Origin of the sequence: Paludibacillus litoralis (assembly GCF_037646705.1) — a bacterium.
Lineage (GTDB): Bacteria > Pseudomonadota > Alphaproteobacteria > Rhodobacterales > Rhodobacteraceae > Pikeienuella > Pikeienuella litoralis.
This window is the reverse complement of sequence record NZ_JBBHER010000011.1, coordinates 59,345-75,699: the sequence shown is the minus strand read 5'-3', so window position 1 is coordinate 75,699 and position 16,355 is coordinate 59,345. Positions and strand designations below refer to the sequence as shown.

Below are 16,355 nucleotides of genomic sequence, written 5' to 3'. Positions count from 1 at the left end.
CCCGAGGCGGGGCGGCCGGCTTAGCTCAGATGGTAGAGCGCGTGATTTGTAATCACGATGTCGGGGGTTCGAGTCCCTCAGCCGGCGCCAATCTCTCGCCCGCGCAAATCCCTCAGATGCGCCCCCATGCTCCGCGCCGCTCTCGGCGATTGAGACGAGCCAGCCAGACTAAGGCCCGGCTTCAGCGGACTCGTTCGGCGGCCCCCGCGCCTAAAGCTCCAGAAGCTCGGCCCAGAGCCTCCGCTGCGCGGAGGCGTCATTGATCCGGCCCGCCAGATCGCCCCCCGCCACGGCCATCCCGCGCGTCATCTCCCGGTCCGCGGCCATCAGATCCAGCGCCGCGCGCCACGCGCCGGGGTCGCTCCCGAGCGCGCGTCCCGCTCCGGCCCGCTCCGCCAGCGCCGCGCCGGGCCAGATCGACGCATAGAGCCCCGCCGCGCCGACGACCGCGTGCTCGATCAGTTTGTTCAGCGAGCGCGCCGCGTTGAACGGCGTCTCCGCCAAAGGATAGAGCGCGACATGCGGGCGAAGCGTCGGCAAGGCGCGCCGCCAGTCCCGCCAGCCCATCGCGCCGAGATCGCGCGCGCGCGGATGGCCGACAAGCCCGCCATGGCCGCCTCCGACGATAAGCTCGGCTTCCGGCCAGTCTTCAAGAAACCCGCGCAACATCGGCGCAAGCGGCGCGAAATCCGGGCCGTGAACCTGACTGCCGAGATAGGCGACGCGAAACGCGCCCCCTTGGCGATGATGCGCTAGATCGGAAAAAGGCGTGGCCCAGTAAGGGTCGAGCCGGCGGATCTCCGCATCCGGCGCCCGCGCTCTAATCATCCGCTCCAGCGCGGCCGAACTGACGACCACCGCCGCCGCGCCCGGCAGAAACGCGGCCGCCGCCGCGCGCTCCACGCGGTCCAGCTTGAACCGCCAATAGCGCGACAGCGCGGCGTCCGCTCCGTCCAGGTCGATCGCATCGTCAATCAAATAGACATGGCGCCGGCGTCGGCTGTCGCGCCCGGCGCGCGCGTCATGCCGGATCACCAGCCGCGTGGTCGCCGAGGTGAAGACGGTCGGCGCGTGGCGCGTGACCCGCCCCTCCCGAATCCAGTCCGCGCAGGCGTCCGCGAAATAGAGCGCCGCCGTCGGCGAATTCTGCGTCGTCAGCGCGCGGGTGAAAAGAGGCCGGAGCATGGCCAGCCTAGCGCCGATCCTTCACATTGTAGGCGATCATCACCAGAACGACCCATCCCATGAACAGGAAAACGAAAACCAGCCCGCCAAGCATGTAGCGTTCCGGGTATTGCGGCGTCTCGGCCAGCGTCGGCGCGACATGGGCCGACAGATAGCGCTGCTGACGGCGCGCCTCGCCTTTCGCGTTCTCGAAGGAGGCGAGCGCCACCGCATAGGCCTGCTCGGCCAGCTCTCGATCGACCTTCAACTCCTCGAACTTGCCTACCGATTCGGTCAGAGCCCCGCCTTCTCCGTCGGTGACGACCTTGGCCCGCTCCTCTGCGATCGCGGTCTGAAGCGACTGAATCCGCCGCTCTGTCGTCGTCACGCGCGAATCGTCCTTGTCGGCGAATTGTTTGAGTTGGTCGAGCCGGAGCTGCTCCTGGGTGAGCGCCGCCTCCAGCTCGCCGATCCGCCGCATCAGCGCCTCGACATCGAGCCGCGGATCGACGCGGCGCTCCGAGGTCCGCAGCTCCGAGAGCCGCATCCGCACGTCTCGCAGCCGGTCCGTCGTCTCCACGAGGTATAGCCGCGCCTCGCGAACGGCGTCCTCGCGCGCTTCGGCGGACAGGCGGTTGATCAGGTCCGTGCTTTCCGCCAGCACGGCCTTGGCGATCTCCTGCGCATCGATCGGATCGAACGCGCGCACCTCCACCTCGACGATCCCGGCGTCGAAGGAGACGAGAACCATGCTTTTCCAGTATTCGGTCAGCGCCTCGATCGACGGATCGTCGCCGAGAGAAAACCACCAGTCGGTCTCCTTGTGGCGATTGAAGCGCTTCCGAAGATCCAGCTCATCCTGGAGTTTGCTCACCAGATTCTGGCTCTGAATGAACCCGTAAAGCACCTCCGCGTCGTCGGCGGCCCCGCCGGTGGCGCCGCCGAAGATGGCGCCAAGCGTGCTGAGGGTCGGCCCCTCGTCCGACTTGATGGTGAAGGCGAGTTGCGAGGCGTACTGATCCGCCGCCCGGAAATGCAGATACCAGGCCGCGAAAATCGACGGCGCGGCGACCAGAACGACGAAGCTCACGACCAGAAGCCAGTGACGGAACCGGAACCGCGCCCGCGTCCGGTTCGCCGGCCGGCGCGGCGCGCCAGGACGGCGCGCGACCATCCGGTTCGGCCCCTGCCCGCCGCCGCCGCCCGCCAGCGGCTTCGCCTGCGCGCCGCTCTTCGCGACATCGCCGGCCGGCCGCGCCTTTTTCTGCCCGGAGAGCGGCGGCGCGCTGAGCTTCGCGTCGCCTTTCGGCTGGGTTTGTGCTGGATTCGGGGTCTTGTCGGTCATCCGGTCTGCCCTGCCCGGCGCACGCGAAAGTCGGCGGCGCGGGCGAGATATGCCCGCATCCGCACAGATTTGCAACGCGGCCGGCCGCCCCTCCTCGCGGTCCGGTTGCGGGCATCCGCCCCTTTGACAACACGCGGCGCGCTGGCTAGCCGTAGCGGCGAGACTGCCGCCTGCGCCCCCCGGGGAGACGGATATGGCGAAAGAAGCGATGCCGAGCTTTGTAAACATCCGCGTCATCATCGCCCTGATGATGCGCGAGATGTCGACCCGGTATGGCCGGTCGGCGGGCGGCTATATCTGGGCCATTCTCGAGCCGGTGGGGGCGATCCTGATTCTGTCGATCGTGTTCAGCGCGGCGATTCGCACCCCCTCGATCGGCACCAGTTTTCCGTTGTTTTTCGCCACCGGCTATCTTCCGTTCCAGTTCTATTCCGAACTGTCGGCGTTTTCCGCCGCCGCGATCACGATGAACAAGTCGTTGCTGACCTATCCGCGGGTGACCCCGATCGACGCGATCCTGGCGCGGTTCTTCCTGCAGTTCTTCACCATCTCCACATCGTCGATCATCATCTTTTCCGGGATCGTCGTCGTCGAGGACATCCATACGATCTACGATTACGTCGCGCTGCTGAAGGCGGTGGGCTACGCGAGCCTGCTCGGCCTCGGCGTCGGCACGACCAATACGGTCATATTCGCCTTCGTTCCGACATATCGAAATGTCTGGAAGATCGTGACCCGCCCCATGTTCCTGATTTCAGGCGTCTTCTTCCTCTACGAGGACATGCCGCGCACCGTGCAGGACATCCTCTGGTACAATCCGGTGCTCCATGTGGTGGGGTTGATGCGGCGCGGGTTCTACCCCACCTATCACGCGACCTATGTCTCCGAGTTCTATGTCGGCGGCCTGGGCATCCTGTTTCTGACGATCGGGTTTTTTCTTGTATACTCCAACAAGACATACCTGATCGAAGCACAATGAACGCGCGCGCATGATCGAGTTGGTGGGCCTATCGAAATCGTATCGCAGCGGATCAACGCATCGGACGATCATCGACAATGTGAACATGACCATCCCGCGGGGCCGCAGTCTCGGCCTTCTCGGGCGAAACGGCGCCGGAAAGTCGACGCTGCTCCGGATGATCGCCGGCACGGTCGAGCCCGACAGCGGCCGGATCATCCGCCGTTCATCCGTCTCGTGGCCGCTCGGCTTCGCCGGCAGTTTCCATGGCATGATGACCGGCGCGCAGAATGTCCGCTTCGTCGCCCGGATCTATGGGCGCGACCCGGATGCGCTGATCGATTATGTCGCGGATTTCTCCGAGCTTGGCGAAGCGCTCTACATGCAGGTCAACACCTATTCATCGGGGATGCGCGCCCGGCTTGCGTTCGGCGTCTCGATGGGCGTCGCCTTCGATTACTACCTCGTGGATGAGACCACCGCGGTCGGCGACGCCAATTTCAAGAAAAAATGTCAGAGGGTCTTCGCCGAGCGGCGGGCCACTTCCGACGTGGTGATGGTGTCGCACTCCACCGGCACGCTTCTCGATTATTGCAAGGCTGGCGCGGTGCTGGAGGACGGCCAGCTGACCTATTACGAGAACATCAAGGACGCGATCGAAGCGCATGAAGCCAATATGGCGCGGCGTTGAGCCCGCTCAGCGCGCCCACTCGGGGAAAGGCCGCCGCACCAGCCGGTCCACCGCGTCCGCAACGGCCCTCCGGCGCCCGTCGGCGTTGAAGAACGAGCCCTTGATCTGAATCTCCCGCATCAACGCCCGGACGAAGTCGGCCTCGAGCTCCCGGTCCACCGGCTCGGGCGCGGTCCAGAACGTATCCAGCGGCCCCTGATGCGTCAGGCCCGGAATGTCGTAGATGGCGCTGCCGAGCGCCTTCACCGGAACGCCTGCGCGAATGCAGTGCAGCCCGACGGTCGAGTTGGCCATGACCACGCCCTTCGCGTGATGGATGAGAGCGCCGAGATCGCCGCCCCGGATCACCTCCACCCTGCCCTCCAGGCCGCGCCGGCGCGCCATTTCCGGCACGCGCCGGCGCCAGCGGCGGTAATCGCTGTCGAGCGGGTGCATCTTCATCAGCAGCCGCCGCTCGGGCGGCGCCGCCCGCGCCATCGAATCGAGGATCTCTTCGATCATGTCGGCGTAATCGGCGTAGGGCGAAGACGCGCGGATCTGATAATCCTGCGCAAGCTGCATCGCGAAAAGCGTATACTCCACGCCCTCAGCGGTATGGCGCGCCTGAATCTCCCGGGCCGCGCGCTCATCCCGGCGCGCCGTGATGAGCGTTTTGATCCAGTACCCGTAATGCGTGAAGATGGAATACGGGAAATCGAGCCGATAGTGCGGATAGAACGGCGCGGCGATGATCGTTGAGGCGTACATGCCGATATCCGCGATCGCCTCGTCCAGAAACCCGCTCGGATAGCGCGCGTCGTCCTCGGGAGGATCATCCGCGCGCGGCGCGCCGAGCCGGCGGATCGCGGCCGGGTCCTTCGGGAACCGGGAAAAGGCGCCCATCGCCTCCGGCTCCAGCGTCAGCCAGTTCGGGCGAAGATAGCCGAATTCAATCGTCCAGGCGCGGATCCCGACCGCCTTCGCCGCCGCCAGCGCGTCGATGTTCCAGGGGTGGCGATCGGCGTAATAAAGGACGTCGGTGACGCCCTCCTCCGCCAGATAAGCCTCAAGCCATGGCCGCCATTTCGCTTTCGGACCCCGATAGGAGCGCGCGCCGCGACGGGGCCAGTAGAGAACGTCCTGACCGGAGAGCCGCACCTTGAGAACGCGGCAGCCTTCGGCCTTCAGCGCGTCGCCAAGCTCAAGCCAGAATGGCGAATGATGCCCTTGCAGGAAAAGGAACGTCTTGCCCTCAGTCACCCGCTCCGCTCCGCTCGCCGCAAGTCGTTTCGCCCAATCGGCCTGTCGCATGTCAGAGCGCTTGAGACAAGCGCGCCGGCTTGGCGCGGGGGCCGGCCTGTGCTTTGTTGCGCCGCAACGAGCGGGAGAGTCGATGACGCATGCGCGGATCGCAGGAGAGGGGCGGGTCTTTCTGCTGTTGCAGGGCCCCATGTCTTTCTTTTTCACCTATCTCGGAGCCGCGTTGCGCGCGCGGGGCGCGTCGGTCCACCGGGTTCTTCTTTGCCCCGGAGACCGGCTGTTCTGGCGCGGGCCGAACGCGATCCCGTTTCGCGGGCGCCCGGAGGCCTGGCCCGCCTGGCTCAACACGGTGATCGGTGAAAAGGGCGTCACCGATATCGCCTGCCTTGGCGACGGCCGCCGCTGGCATGAGGAGGCGCTTCTCGTCGCCCGCGCCCGGAAGGTGCGGGTCCATGTCGTCGAGCAGGGTTATCTCCGGCCCCACTGGCTGACGGTGGAGCCGGACGGGACCGGCGGGCGCAGCCGTTTCCCGCGCGACTGGCCCCGGATCGAAGCGCTGGCCGGGCCGGCGGTGGCGCAGCCGAAGTACCGGAGCCGATTCGCCGGCTACGCGGCGATGGACGTCGTCTTCAATCTGGCCAACATCTTCACATCCTGGGCGCTCTACCCGCATTTCCGGATTCATACGCTCGTCCATCCGGCGCGCGAATGGGCGGGATGGATCCGGAACAAGATCCTGCCCGTCCGTCGGCGCGCCAGTGCGCGGAGGCGCGCGGAGGCGCGTATCGCCGCGCATGAGGGGCCGCTTTTCGTGCTGCCGCTGCAACTCGACACCGACTATCAGATCCGGCTTCACGCGCCGCCTGGGGGCGTCGGGGCGCTGCTCCGGCGCGCGATCCTGTCATTCGCCGCTCACGCCCCAGATGACGCGCTTCTGGTGGTGAAGATTCACCCGCTTGATCATGGCTCGACCGATTGGCGCGCCGCGATGGAGCGCGCGGCCCAGGACGCCGGCGCCCCCGGACGCTGCCTTTTTCTCGACGGGGGCGATCTCGGCGGCCTGCTTCATCGCGCCGCCGGCGTCATCGTCGCCAACTCCACCGTCGGCCTCACCGCGCTTCAGGCGGGCGCGCCCGTCATCGCGCTCGGCAGGGCGATCTACGATCTGCCGGACCTCACCTTTCAGGGCGGGCTCGACAGGTTCTGGCGCGAGGCGACGCCAGCCACCCCCGCCCGACTCGAAACATTCATCCGCGCGCTCGTCGCCGCGATCCAGGTTCCCGGCGGGTTCGACGGAACCGGCGCGCGGCCGGGCGCGGCGGCGATGGCCGCGCGCATGCTGGCGCCGCCGCCATGGGAGAGCCACGAATGATCCGCTCATTGATTCTGACCGGCGCCTCCAGCGGCATCGGCGCCGCGCTCGCCGCCGCCTACGCCGGCCCGGACGTCACGATGCTGCTGATCGGCCGCGACGAGACGCGGCTGGCCGATGTCGCCGAACGCGCGCGCGCCGCCGGCGCCTCCGTGGAGACCGCCACGATGGATGTCACATCGGTCGAGGCGCTCGCCGCCCTGATCTGCGGCTTCGACGACCGCCATCCGGTCGATCTCGTGATCGCCAACGCCGGCGTCGCCCTTGGCGGCCTGCCGGAGCCCAAAGGGCAGGCCCGGCGCGTGATCGAGATCAATCTGCTCGGAATGTTGAACACGGTCGAGCCGCTGCTTCCCCGAATGATCGCGCGGCGCGCCGGCCAGATCGCGCTGGTCAGCTCGATCTCCGCGATCCGGCCCTCCGGCGATCTTCCGAGCTACAGCGCGTCCAAAGCCGGGATCCGCGCCTATGGGCAAGCGATCCGCTCAGGGCTCCGCCGCCACGGAATCGCCGTGACGGTGATCTGCCCCGGCTTCGTGACATCGCCGATGTCGAAGCGCCACCACGGGCCGAAACCCTTTGAAGTCACGGCCGAAAAAGCTGCGAAGATCATGAAGAAGGCCATCGCGCGCCGGCGCGGCGCCCTCACCTTCCCATGGCCGTTCTCGGTCATGGTCTTTCTCGGCAACCGGCTGCCGCCGGTGCTGTCCGACTGGTTCGAGCGGCGCTACGCGGCCAGGATCGGCGACTGACGCGCGCGCGTCAGCCGCGCAGGCTGGCGAAAAGATCGACGCCGTCAAGCTCCCGCACCACTTCGGCGGTCACGTCGACGGCGCGATCGATCTGCTCGTCGGTGTGATCGGAGGTCAGAAAGTAACGGATACGCGCCTGCTGTTCCGGCACGGCCGGGAAGATGATCGGCAGCGCGTTGACGCCGCGCCGATAGATCCGGTCCGCCGCCACCACGGCGCGCGGACTGTCGCCGATGATCACCGGCGAGACGGCGTAACCCTGCGTCAGGCCGATATCGAGGCCCGCCGCCATCGCCCGGTCGCGGAACCGGAGACCATTGGCCCGAAGCCGCGCCACGCGCTCGGGTTCGGCCAGCATCGCCTCCAGCGCCGCCGTCGCCGCCGCCGCGATGGGCGCGGCGATGCCGACGGAGAAGACGAATCCCGGCGCCTTGTGCTTGAGATAGGAGACCAGCGCGTCGGAGCCGCAGATATACCCGCCGCAGGACGCAAGCGTCTTCGAGAGCGTGCCCATCCAGATCTCGACCGATTTCGGGTCCACCCCCTGAAGCTCGGCGATGCCGCGCCCGGTCTCTCCGAGAACGCCGAAGGCGTGCGCCTCGTCGACCATCAGCCAGGCGTCATGGCGCGCCTTCACTTCGACGAACCGGGCGAGATCGGGAGAATCTCCGTCCATCGAATAGAGCCCCTCGATCACGATGAGAACGCGCTCATAGCGGCCGCGAACCCGGGAGAGGGTCTCGTCGATCCATTCGAAATCATTGTGCGGAAAGGTGAGCCGCGCGGCGCCGGAGAGGCGCGCGCCCTCGGAGATGGAATTGTGGATCAGCTGATCCATCAGGACCAGATCCTTCGGCCCCAGCATCGCGCCGATGGTCGTGACGTTGGTCGCGTGGCCAGACACCATGGCGACGGCGGCGTCGACCCCGTAGGCCGCCGCCAGCGCCCGCTCCAGCGCCGCGTGATAGGGCCGCTCGCCGCCCACCAGCCGCGACGCGTTCGACGAGACCCCCCATTTCTCCGCCGCGTCGACCGTCGCCCGGCGCACGTCAGGATGCCCGCCGAGGCCGAGATAGTCGTAGGATGCGAAATTGATCCGCTCCTCGCCATCGATTTGGCAAAGCGCGCCGTCGCGCGCGTCGATCTCGCGAAAAAACGGCGAACCGATGCCGAGCGTCTCGCCCACAGCCTCCTGAAAGCGCATCTGCTCGAAAAGCGGCAATGTGGAGAAGTCGAACGCCTTCGCCGGCCGCCCGCCAGCCTGAAGCGGCTGCGGCGCCGCGCGCGAGCCTCTCGCGCGCGCCTCCCGCACCTTCCGGAGGCGATCGACGAGCGCGCTTCTATCTCTTTCCACCGCCCCCATGGTCATCGCTCCTTACTCCGCCTTCATGCTTTCCGCTTTTTGCGTGATCTTTTCGACCACCTTTCGATCCGCCTCGTCGATCCGCCCGCCGGCGACATGCTGCGAGGCGATCGCGTGCATCGCCGCCGCCTCATTGCCCGCGCCGCGGCCTCTCGCCTCGTCGAGGAGCTTCTTCGCCAGATCGGCGAGCGCCACGCCGTCCGAGAGAGACATCAACGGGAGAGACGCGCCGATGCGCTCCTCCACCGCCATCTTGAGATCGACCGCCATCAGGCTGTCGAACCCCATCTCCGTCAACGGCCGGCGCGGGTCAAGCTCGCCCGGAGGCTGCCGAAGGATGCGTCCGGTCTCGGTCGCGAGGAAGCCGATGATCGCCTTCTGCGCCGCGACGTCATCCAGCCCTTCGATCATCGCCTGAAGATCGAGCGCGCCCTCGCCTCCGCCCGCGCCGTCGCGGGTCGTCTCCACCCGCTCGAAGAGCGGCGTGGACAGCAACGGCAACTCGCCCGCGAGGAGCCCCCAACGGAGCGGCGCGAAGGTGACGGCCGGCTCCGGCGCCCCGGCGGCCAGGATCGTCTCCAGTCCCTTCAGCGCGTCGGCGGCCGAGAGAAGCGCGCCGCCCATGCGCTTCGACAGTTGCGATCGGACCTTCTCCTCCCGGGCCAGATACCCGATATCCCCGATCGGCCCCCAGCCGACCGCAAGACCGGGCTCGCCCTGCATGCGCCGCTCCGCCATCAGGCTCTCCAGGTACGTATTGGCGGCGACATAAGCCGCCTGCCCCGGATTTCCGAACAGCGTCGTGACCGACGAATAGACGATGAAATGATCCAGGCCCAAGCCCCGCGTCGCGCGGTCGATCAGCGCCGCGCCGGCGATCTTCGGCCGCATCACCGCCTCCAACCGCGCCGGATCCTGGCTTTCGAACAGCGCGTCGTCCAGCACCATCGCGGAATGCACGACGCCTTTCAGCGGCGTTCCCTCCGCCTCGATCTCGCGCATCATGGCCTCGACCGCCGCCGCATCCGCAACGTCCGCCGCAACGCAATGAACCGTCGCGCCGGCCCTTCGCATGGCCGCGACCGCGCTTCGCCCCTCTTTCGGGACGGCGCCGGATCGGGACGCGAGCCAAAGCGCGCGCACCCCTTTCCCGACGAGCCAGGACGCCGTCTCCAGCCCGAAACCGCCGGTCCCTCCGACAATCAGCCACGCCCCTTCGCCAATCGGCGCCGAAGAGGCGACGCCCGGCGCCGGCGCGCTCGGGGGGCGAATGACGATCTTGCCGACATGGCCGGATTTCTGCATCAGCCGGAACGCGTCGACCGCTTCATCGGCCTCGAAAACCTGAGCCGGCGGCGGCGTGAACGCGCCTGACGCGAACCCGTCCGCAAGGTCGCGAAACAGCCGGTCCGCGAGGTCGGGCCGAGCGGAGAGGAGTTGATCGGCGTCGACCCCGAAATAGGTCAGGTTCCGCCGGAACGGCCGAAGGCCGATCGGCGAATTGGCGTAATAGTCGCGTTTGCCAAGCTCGATGAACCGCCCGAACGGCCGGAGGCAGCCCAGGGAACGCTCCATCGCTTCGCCGGAGAGGGAGTTCAGGACGACATCCACGCCCTCGCCCCCCGTCGCGGCCATCACCTCGTCCGCGAACGCGAGAGACCGGCTGTCGAACACCAGATCGGCGCCGAGCGCCTTCAACAGGCGCCGCTTCGCAGGAGAGCCGGCGGTCGCGATGATCCGCGCGCCGATCCGCCGGGCGATCTGAATCGCGGCGAGGCCCACGCCGCCGGCGCCGCCATGGATGAGAACCGCCTCGTCGGAGCGCAGATTCGCAAGTTCGACCAACCCATACTGGGCGGTGATGAAGATCGTCGGCACCGCCGCCGCGGTGTCGAACGACGTGCCCGCCGGCAGCGGCGCCACCGCCCGCGCCGGAATCGTGGCGTGCGTCGCGAAACACGCCGGGCCAAAGGCGATCACCTCATCGCCCGGCGACCGCCCGGAGGCGGCGCCGGCCCGGGTGACGATCCCCGCGCATTCCATGCCGAGCGTGGCGCCGGCGAACCCGTCTTCGAGCGCCTCTTCAGGCAACAGCCCTTGCGCCCACATCACGTCGCGGAAGTTCAGCCCAGCCGCGCGGATCCGGATCTCCACCTCGTCGGGCCCGGGCGCGCGCCGCGTCCGCGCCACCCATTTCAGACTGTCGAAGGAGCCTTGCTGTCCGATCTCCAGCGCGCGCGCCGCTTCGGCGCCGGCGAGGGAATCCGCCGCCTGATCGAACAACCCGGAAACCGCCTCGACCCGCGGCGCGGCGCGCCCCGCGGCGTCCCAGACGATTTCCCGCTCGCTCGAAGGCGCCGCCAACTCCGCCGAAAGCAGCTCGACCAGTTGCTCCTTCTCCATCGCGGGATCGAAATCGGCGAGCCGGATCTCGGGATGTCCCGGCTCGTTCGCCAGAACCCGGCCAAGCCCCCAGAGCGCGGCCTCGGCCGGGCGCCGGGCGCCGGACGCGCCTTCCTCCACCGCAGGCCGCCCGCCTCTCGTCACCAGCCAGAGCCGCGCGGGCTTCGCCGCCGCGAGCCAATCATGCACGCGCCCCACCCGGGCCGCCGCGCGGGCCAGATCGTCCGCGTCATCCGCGAAAAGACCGGGCAGAAACACCGTCTCCCATCCCGGCTCCAGCGCATCGGGCGCGCCATCCTCCAGCGCCACGACGCGAACCGACCGGCCGATCGCCGCCATCGCCGCCTCGATCTCTCCGGCGGCGGCCATCTCCGCGGCGGCGCCGTCGTGCAGAACCACGACCGCGCCGCGCCGCTCCGTCGGCGCCTCCGCGCCCGACACCCGGCGGCGCGCCCGCGCGAACAGGGCCGTCGCCTCCGCAGCCTCCGCGGCCAGCGGCGTCGCGGTCGCGTCGACCAGGCGCGCGTCGGTCATCGCCGCGCACCAGTCTTCGGCCGGCATTCTGCGGCCGATGGGCGCCTCGGGCGTCAGCGAGCCCGCCCACCAATCCTCGGCGATTCCGCACAACAGGTCCGAGGTGAGATCCGGAGCGCGCTCGATCGCGGCGAAAAGTCCGCCGGAGACCATGCTCACCGCCAGCGAAGACAAACCGTCCCGGCCCAGTCTCGACAGGCTGTCGCCGCAGATCGCCAGATCATGTCCGGCGGCGACGGCCTCCGCGAACGGCAGGATCCGGAGCTTCGGCGCGCGGCCCGCAATCTGCGAGAGCGTCTCGACGATCCGCTCGTCCGGATCCGTCACGGTCAGGCGGGAGAGGCCCGGCGCCGCCGCAAGCCGCTGAATGACGCCGACAGGCGCCGCGCCGACCACCAGCGCATCGAGCGGCTTCACCGCGGACCAGCCCGCGGCGATATCGGTCAGGATCGTCTCCACCGCCGCCCAGACCGCCCGCGCGGCGGGCGTGATGTCGGCCGCCGGCGGCGCCGGCGCGACGTCGATCAGGCCCGATTGCAGTCGGTCCGGCAGCTCCGCTTCAAGCCGGAGCAACGCCATCAGATCGCCGCCCCGGGTCGGCGCCTCCTCGGCCAGCGCCTGCGCCAGTTCTTCAACCGACGGGTAAGGACAATCGGCGGCGAGCCGCCCGACGCCGAGCGTCTCCGCCGAGAACGCGCCGTCTTCCTCCAGCGCCAGCAGCGCCCGCGACAGCAGCGGCCGGGCCGACGGATCCAGGTCGATCGCGGAGGCGATGTCGATGCGCATGTCTTCATCGGCGAATCGCCGCGCCATGTTCCAGGCGAGCCGCCGCGACAGCGCGTCGATCAGAATCGAGCCGACATCAGGCTCCGGCGCCCGCCCTGCGACGACGCCGAGCGCGGCCGCCCGCGCCGCCGGATCGGCCCACACGTCCGGAACCGCCGCATCCTCATCCGAAGACGCCAGCCGGACAAAACTCTGCCTCCAGACGCGGTTCAGATCGCGCGCGCCCCGATTCAGGACCACCGATTTCAACCGGAGGCCGGTGACCGCCGCGATCAGCGTTCCGTCCTCCGCCAGAAGGTCGATCTCCGCCTCGGCGCCGCGCGGGCTGAGCTTCACCAGCCGCGCGGTCGCGCGGACGGGCGCCATCTCCGCCGCGTAGAGCCGGACCCGCCCGAGCCTGACCGGCAGGAAGGCGACGCCGGCGCGCAGCCCATCGTCCCCCGCCTGGCGGCGGATCAGCGGGAAAATCATGTGCATCGCGCCGTCGAGCATCGTCGGGTCGAGCGACATGCCCGCGACAGGCGCCGCCGCCTCGGTCAACCGCGCCTTGGCGACGACGCCATTGATCCGCACCGACTTGATCCGCTGGAACGCCGCCCCGTAATTCAATCCGTAGGCTTCAAGCGATTGATAGAGCTGGCGCCCGTTGAGCTTCGCCGCGCCCTTCAGATCCGCCTCCGCGGCGACCGGCGCCGCGACCGGCGTCTTGCGCAGCACTCCGAAGGCGTTCAACCCCCATTCGACGCCGACAAGCCGCCGGCGGCTCTCGATTCTGATCTGCCCGGTGCTCTGATCGAAGCTCACCCGGGTTTCGACCGCCGCGCCGTCGTCGAGAACGATCGGCCGCAGGATCTCGAACTCGGAAAGCTCGGAATTCCCGAAGATGCGCCGCCCCGCGGCCAGCGCCATCTCGACGTATCCGGCGGCGGGAAAGACGATCGCGCCGTCAATCCGGTGATCCGCCAGCCAGGGCTGAAGCCCCACGTCGATGATGTTGCTCCAGGCGCCTTCGTCCCGCTTCAGACGCCAGCCGAGAAGCGGATGAACGCCGCCCGTCGCGAAAATATCGACCGCTTCGTCGCTCGGCTCCATCCGGTATGGGCTGGTCTGCCAGGCGTAGCCGGGCAGCCCCCCCTGATAGCGGACCGCCGCGCCGAAAAACCGCGCGTCGTCGATCTTCGCGCCATGCGCCAGCGCCCGCGCGGCGATCGAGCGCGCGGTCGGCGCCGTTCGCGGCCTCTGCTCCAGCGTCGTCACCACGGAGGCGCCCCAGCCGAGCGATTCCAGCGTATCGACGATATAGGACTGAAGCACCGGGCGCGGCGCGATCTCGACGAAAACACCGCAGCCAAGCTTGGCCAGCGCTCCCACCGCCTCGCGGAAGCGCACCGGCTGGCGCGCGTTCCGCCACCAGTATTCCGTATCGAGCGCGACGCCGGGCGCCTCCCGCCCGCTGGTCGCGGAGACGTAGATCGCCTCGCCCTCATGCGGCTCGATCTCCGAGAGATCGGCGATCAGCTTGGCGCGGATCGGGTCTATCGCCGGGCTGTGATAGGGATAGTCGATATCGAGCAGCTTCGCCGCGATCCGGCGCTTGCGCGCGAATCTGGCGAAGCCCTTCAATGATTCGACCGGCCCGGCGATGGTCGACGAGCGCGGGGAGTTGTCGCCGGCGACGGTGATCGAGACATCGCCGAAATCCGCCAGCGCCGCCTCAACCGCGTCTTCGCCGGCCAGAACGGCGGCCATGCCGCCCATGCCCTTCATGAATTCGAGCGCCGTGGACCGGGTGCGGATCAGGTGCACCGCGTCCGGCAGGCTGAGCACCCCCGCCGCCCAGGCCGCCGCAACCTCGCCGACCGAATGCCCGGCGACCGCGTCAGGCTTCAGGCCCTCCGCCGCCAGCATCCGGACGATGGCGACCTGAAGCGCGAAAAGGATCGGCTGAGCGATCCGGCTTTCGGCCAGGAGATCGCCCAGGTCGTCCGCCGCCAGCAGCGAAGAGAGATCGATATCCGACTTCGCCGCGAAAAGCGCCGAAACTTCGTCGAAGGCGGCCCGAAAAACCTCGTTTTGCTCATAAAGGCCGAGCCCCATCCCCGCCCATTGGGATCCGTTGCCGCCAAAGACGAACGCGGTCTTCTCGCCCCGCCCGATCCGCTGGCCGGTGACGCAGGCCGCCGGAGCCTCCGGCGTCTCGCCAGCTTCATGCGCGGTCAGCGCGGCGAGGATGTCGTCCGCGCTCTCGCCGAGCGCGATCAGACGGTGCGCCGCGCGTTGTCTGCGATGCGCGGCGGCGTTCACCAGACGGTCGGCTTCGGCGGGCTCGGCCCCGTCGAGCGCCTCGCGCCAGCGCGCGACCATATCGTCGAGGCTCTTGCGGCTCGCGGCGCTGATCGTCAGCGCCCGGGCGCGGGGCGCCACAGGCGCGGCGGGGGTCTCCATCGGGTCCGGCTGGCGGATGACGACATGGGCGTTGGCGCCGCCGAATCCGAACGAATTGACCCCGGCGAGCCAGGGCCGGTCGCGCGGCTCGATCGTCACCGCTTCGCCGGCGACCTCCAGATTGAGATCGTCGAAAGCGATGTTCGGATTCGGCTCCTTCAGATGAAGCGACGCCGGATAGACCCCCTTCTCCAGCGCCATCTGCGCCTTCAGAAGCCCGACCAGCCCCGATGCCGGCTCGAGATGTCCGAAATTCGTCTTGGCCGAGCCGATCGAGAGCGGCCGCGCCCGCCGGCGGCCGAACACTTCGCCGATCGCGTTCGCCTCCATCGGATCGCCGACCGGCGTGCCGGTGCCGTGGCATTCGAGAAACGCCAGATCGTCCGGATCGAACTGCACGTCGCGGCGGATCTGCCTCAACAGGTCCGCCTGCCGCTCGGCGGAGGGCATCGCCATTCCGACCGTCCGCCCGTCTGAATTGACCCCCGAGCCAAGAATGACGCCGCGCACCGGGTCGCCGTTCTGCGCCGCCAGGTCCATCCTCCGCAGCACGAAAACCACCGCGCCCTCCGAGCGCACATATCCGTCCGCCGACGCGTCGAACGCCTTGCAGAGCCCCTCGGGCGACAGCATCGTCGCGCGGCTGAATCCGATGAACGAAAACGGAGAGAGCAGCGCGTTGACGCCGCCGACGATCGCGGTGTCGATCTCCCCGGACCGCAGCGCCTGCGTCGCCTGATGCAGGGCGTAGAACGACGAGGAGCACGCCGTATCGACGGTGTAGCTCGGCCCCTTGAGGTCAAGAAGGTAGGAGATCCGGTTCGAGACGATCGACAGCGTGTTCCCGGTCATGAACTGCGCGTCGACCGACGCCGGATCGCCGACGAAGGTGAACGAGTGATCGGAGGCGGAGGCGCCGATGTAAACGCCCGTTCGCCCCCCGGAGAGAGCTTCAGGCGTCAGCCCCGCATGTTCGACCGCCTCCCAGACGGTCATCAGCAACAGCCGCTGCTGCGGGTCCATCTGGACCGCCTCTCGCGGCGAAACGCCGAAAAACCCGGGGTCGAAATCCCAGATTCGATCCACCTGCCCCGCGGCGAAGGTATAGGACCTGCCCAGCGCGGCCCGATCGCGGTGCAGGAAGCGCGCCTTCGACCAGCGGTCATCGGTGATCTCGGTGATGACGCACCGGCGATTCTGAAGAATATCCCAGAATTCGGCCGGGTTGGACGCCTGAGGCAAGCGGCAGGCGTAGCCCGATATCGCCACTTCATACGTCGTTTTGTTAGCTTGCGCGTTCATT

Annotated in this window: 9 protein-coding genes and 1 tRNA gene; 5 read left to right on the top strand and 5 right to left on the bottom strand. The window is 68.4% G+C overall.

What is annotated here, in order from left to right; all coding sequences use genetic code 11:
* Positions 1-14: 14 nt before the first annotated feature.
* Positions 15-90, top strand: a tRNA-Thr gene (locus WG921_RS17020).
* Positions 91-210: 120 nt separating this feature from the next.
* Here WG921_RS17020 and WG921_RS17015 read toward each other — a convergent pair.
* Both WG921_RS17015 and WG921_RS17010 read right to left on the bottom strand, forming a co-directional pair.
* Positions 211-1,185: a hypothetical protein gene (locus WG921_RS17015; RefSeq protein WP_340110458.1), complete on the bottom strand. Its 975-nt coding sequence runs from the start codon at positions 1,183-1,185 to the stop codon at positions 211-213.
* Positions 1,186-1,192: 7 nt separating this feature from the next.
* Positions 1,193-2,509 carry a hypothetical protein gene (locus tag WG921_RS17010; protein WP_340110457.1) on the bottom strand — a complete coding sequence of 439 codons (1,317 nt, stop codon included), beginning with the start codon at positions 2,507-2,509 and terminating at the stop codon, positions 1,193-1,195.
* Positions 2,510-2,702: 193 nt separating this feature from the next.
* Between WG921_RS17010 and WG921_RS17005 the strand changes: the two genes are divergently transcribed.
* Together WG921_RS17005 and WG921_RS17000 are read left to right on the top strand one after the other, a co-directional pair.
* Positions 2,703-3,488 carry an ABC transporter permease gene (locus WG921_RS17005; RefSeq protein ID WP_340110456.1) on the top strand — a complete coding sequence of 262 codons (786 nt, stop codon included), beginning with the start codon at positions 2,703-2,705 and terminating at the stop codon, positions 3,486-3,488.
* Between the two features lie 10 nt (positions 3,489-3,498).
* Positions 3,499-4,158, top strand: a complete 660-nt coding sequence (locus WG921_RS17000; RefSeq protein WP_340110455.1) for an ABC transporter ATP-binding protein — start codon at positions 3,499-3,501, stop codon at positions 4,156-4,158.
* 6 nt (positions 4,159-4,164) lie between these two features.
* Here the strand turns inward: WG921_RS17000 and WG921_RS16995 are convergent, their stop codons facing one another.
* A complete protein-coding gene (locus WG921_RS16995; protein ID WP_340110454.1) occupies positions 4,165-5,448 on the bottom strand; it encodes a capsule biosynthesis protein in 1,284 nt (427 codons plus the stop codon).
* Between the two features lie 82 nt (positions 5,449-5,530).
* On the opposite strand from WG921_RS16995, the gene WG921_RS16990 reads away from it, so the two are divergent.
* Together WG921_RS16990 and WG921_RS16985 are read left to right on the top strand one after the other, a co-directional pair.
* Positions 5,531-6,769 (top strand): capsular polysaccharide export protein, LipB/KpsS family, encoded by a 1,239-nt coding sequence (locus WG921_RS16990; RefSeq protein ID WP_340110453.1) that lies wholly within the window; start codon positions 5,531-5,533, stop codon positions 6,767-6,769.
* Complete coding sequence (locus WG921_RS16985; RefSeq protein WP_340110452.1) at positions 6,766-7,521, top strand: SDR family NAD(P)-dependent oxidoreductase; 756 nt, start codon at positions 6,766-6,768, stop codon at positions 7,519-7,521. The genes WG921_RS16990 and WG921_RS16985 overlap by 4 nt, the downstream gene beginning before the upstream one ends.
* Before the next feature lie 10 nt (positions 7,522-7,531).
* On the opposite strand, the gene WG921_RS16980 is transcribed toward WG921_RS16985, so the two are convergent.
* Both WG921_RS16980 and WG921_RS16975 read right to left on the bottom strand, forming a co-directional pair.
* Positions 7,532-8,884 (bottom strand): aminotransferase class I/II-fold pyridoxal phosphate-dependent enzyme, encoded by a 1,353-nt coding sequence (locus WG921_RS16980; protein ID WP_340110451.1) that lies wholly within the window; start codon positions 8,882-8,884, stop codon positions 7,532-7,534.
* 12 nt (positions 8,885-8,896) lie between these two features.
* Entirely contained in the window at positions 8,897-16,354 is a 7,458-nt protein-coding gene (locus WG921_RS16975; protein WP_340110450.1) for an SDR family NAD(P)-dependent oxidoreductase, read from the bottom strand.
* Position 16,355: the final 1 nt, after the last annotated feature.

Bases quoted from the DNA above. Each gene is read 5' to 3' on its own strand.
- WG921_RS17000 (WP_340110455.1), top strand. From the start codon at position 3,499: ATGATCGAGTTGGTGGGCCTATCGAAATCGTATCGCAGCGGATCAACG.
- WG921_RS17010 (WP_340110457.1), bottom strand. From the start codon at position 2,509: ATGACCGACAAGACCCCGAATCCAGCACAAACCCAGCCGAAAGGCGAC.
- WG921_RS16995 (WP_340110454.1), bottom strand. From the start codon at position 5,448: ATGCGACAGGCCGATTGGGCGAAACGACTTGCGGCGAGCGGAGCGGAG.
- WG921_RS17005 (WP_340110456.1), top strand. From the start codon at position 2,703: ATGGCGAAAGAAGCGATGCCGAGCTTTGTAAACATCCGCGTCATCATC.
- WG921_RS17015 (WP_340110458.1), bottom strand. From the start codon at position 1,185: ATGCTCCGGCCTCTTTTCACCCGCGCGCTGACGACGCAGAATTCGCCG.
- WG921_RS16990 (WP_340110453.1), top strand. From the start codon at position 5,531: ATGACGCATGCGCGGATCGCAGGAGAGGGGCGGGTCTTTCTGCTGTTG.
- WG921_RS16975 (WP_340110450.1), bottom strand. From the start codon at position 16,354: ATGAACGCGCAAGCTAACAAAACGACGTATGAAGTGGCGATATCGGGC.
- WG921_RS16985 (WP_340110452.1), top strand. From the start codon at position 6,766: ATGATCCGCTCATTGATTCTGACCGGCGCCTCCAGCGGCATCGGCGCC.
- WG921_RS16980 (WP_340110451.1), bottom strand. From the start codon at position 8,884: ATGGGGGCGGTGGAAAGAGATAGAAGCGCGCTCGTCGATCGCCTCCGG.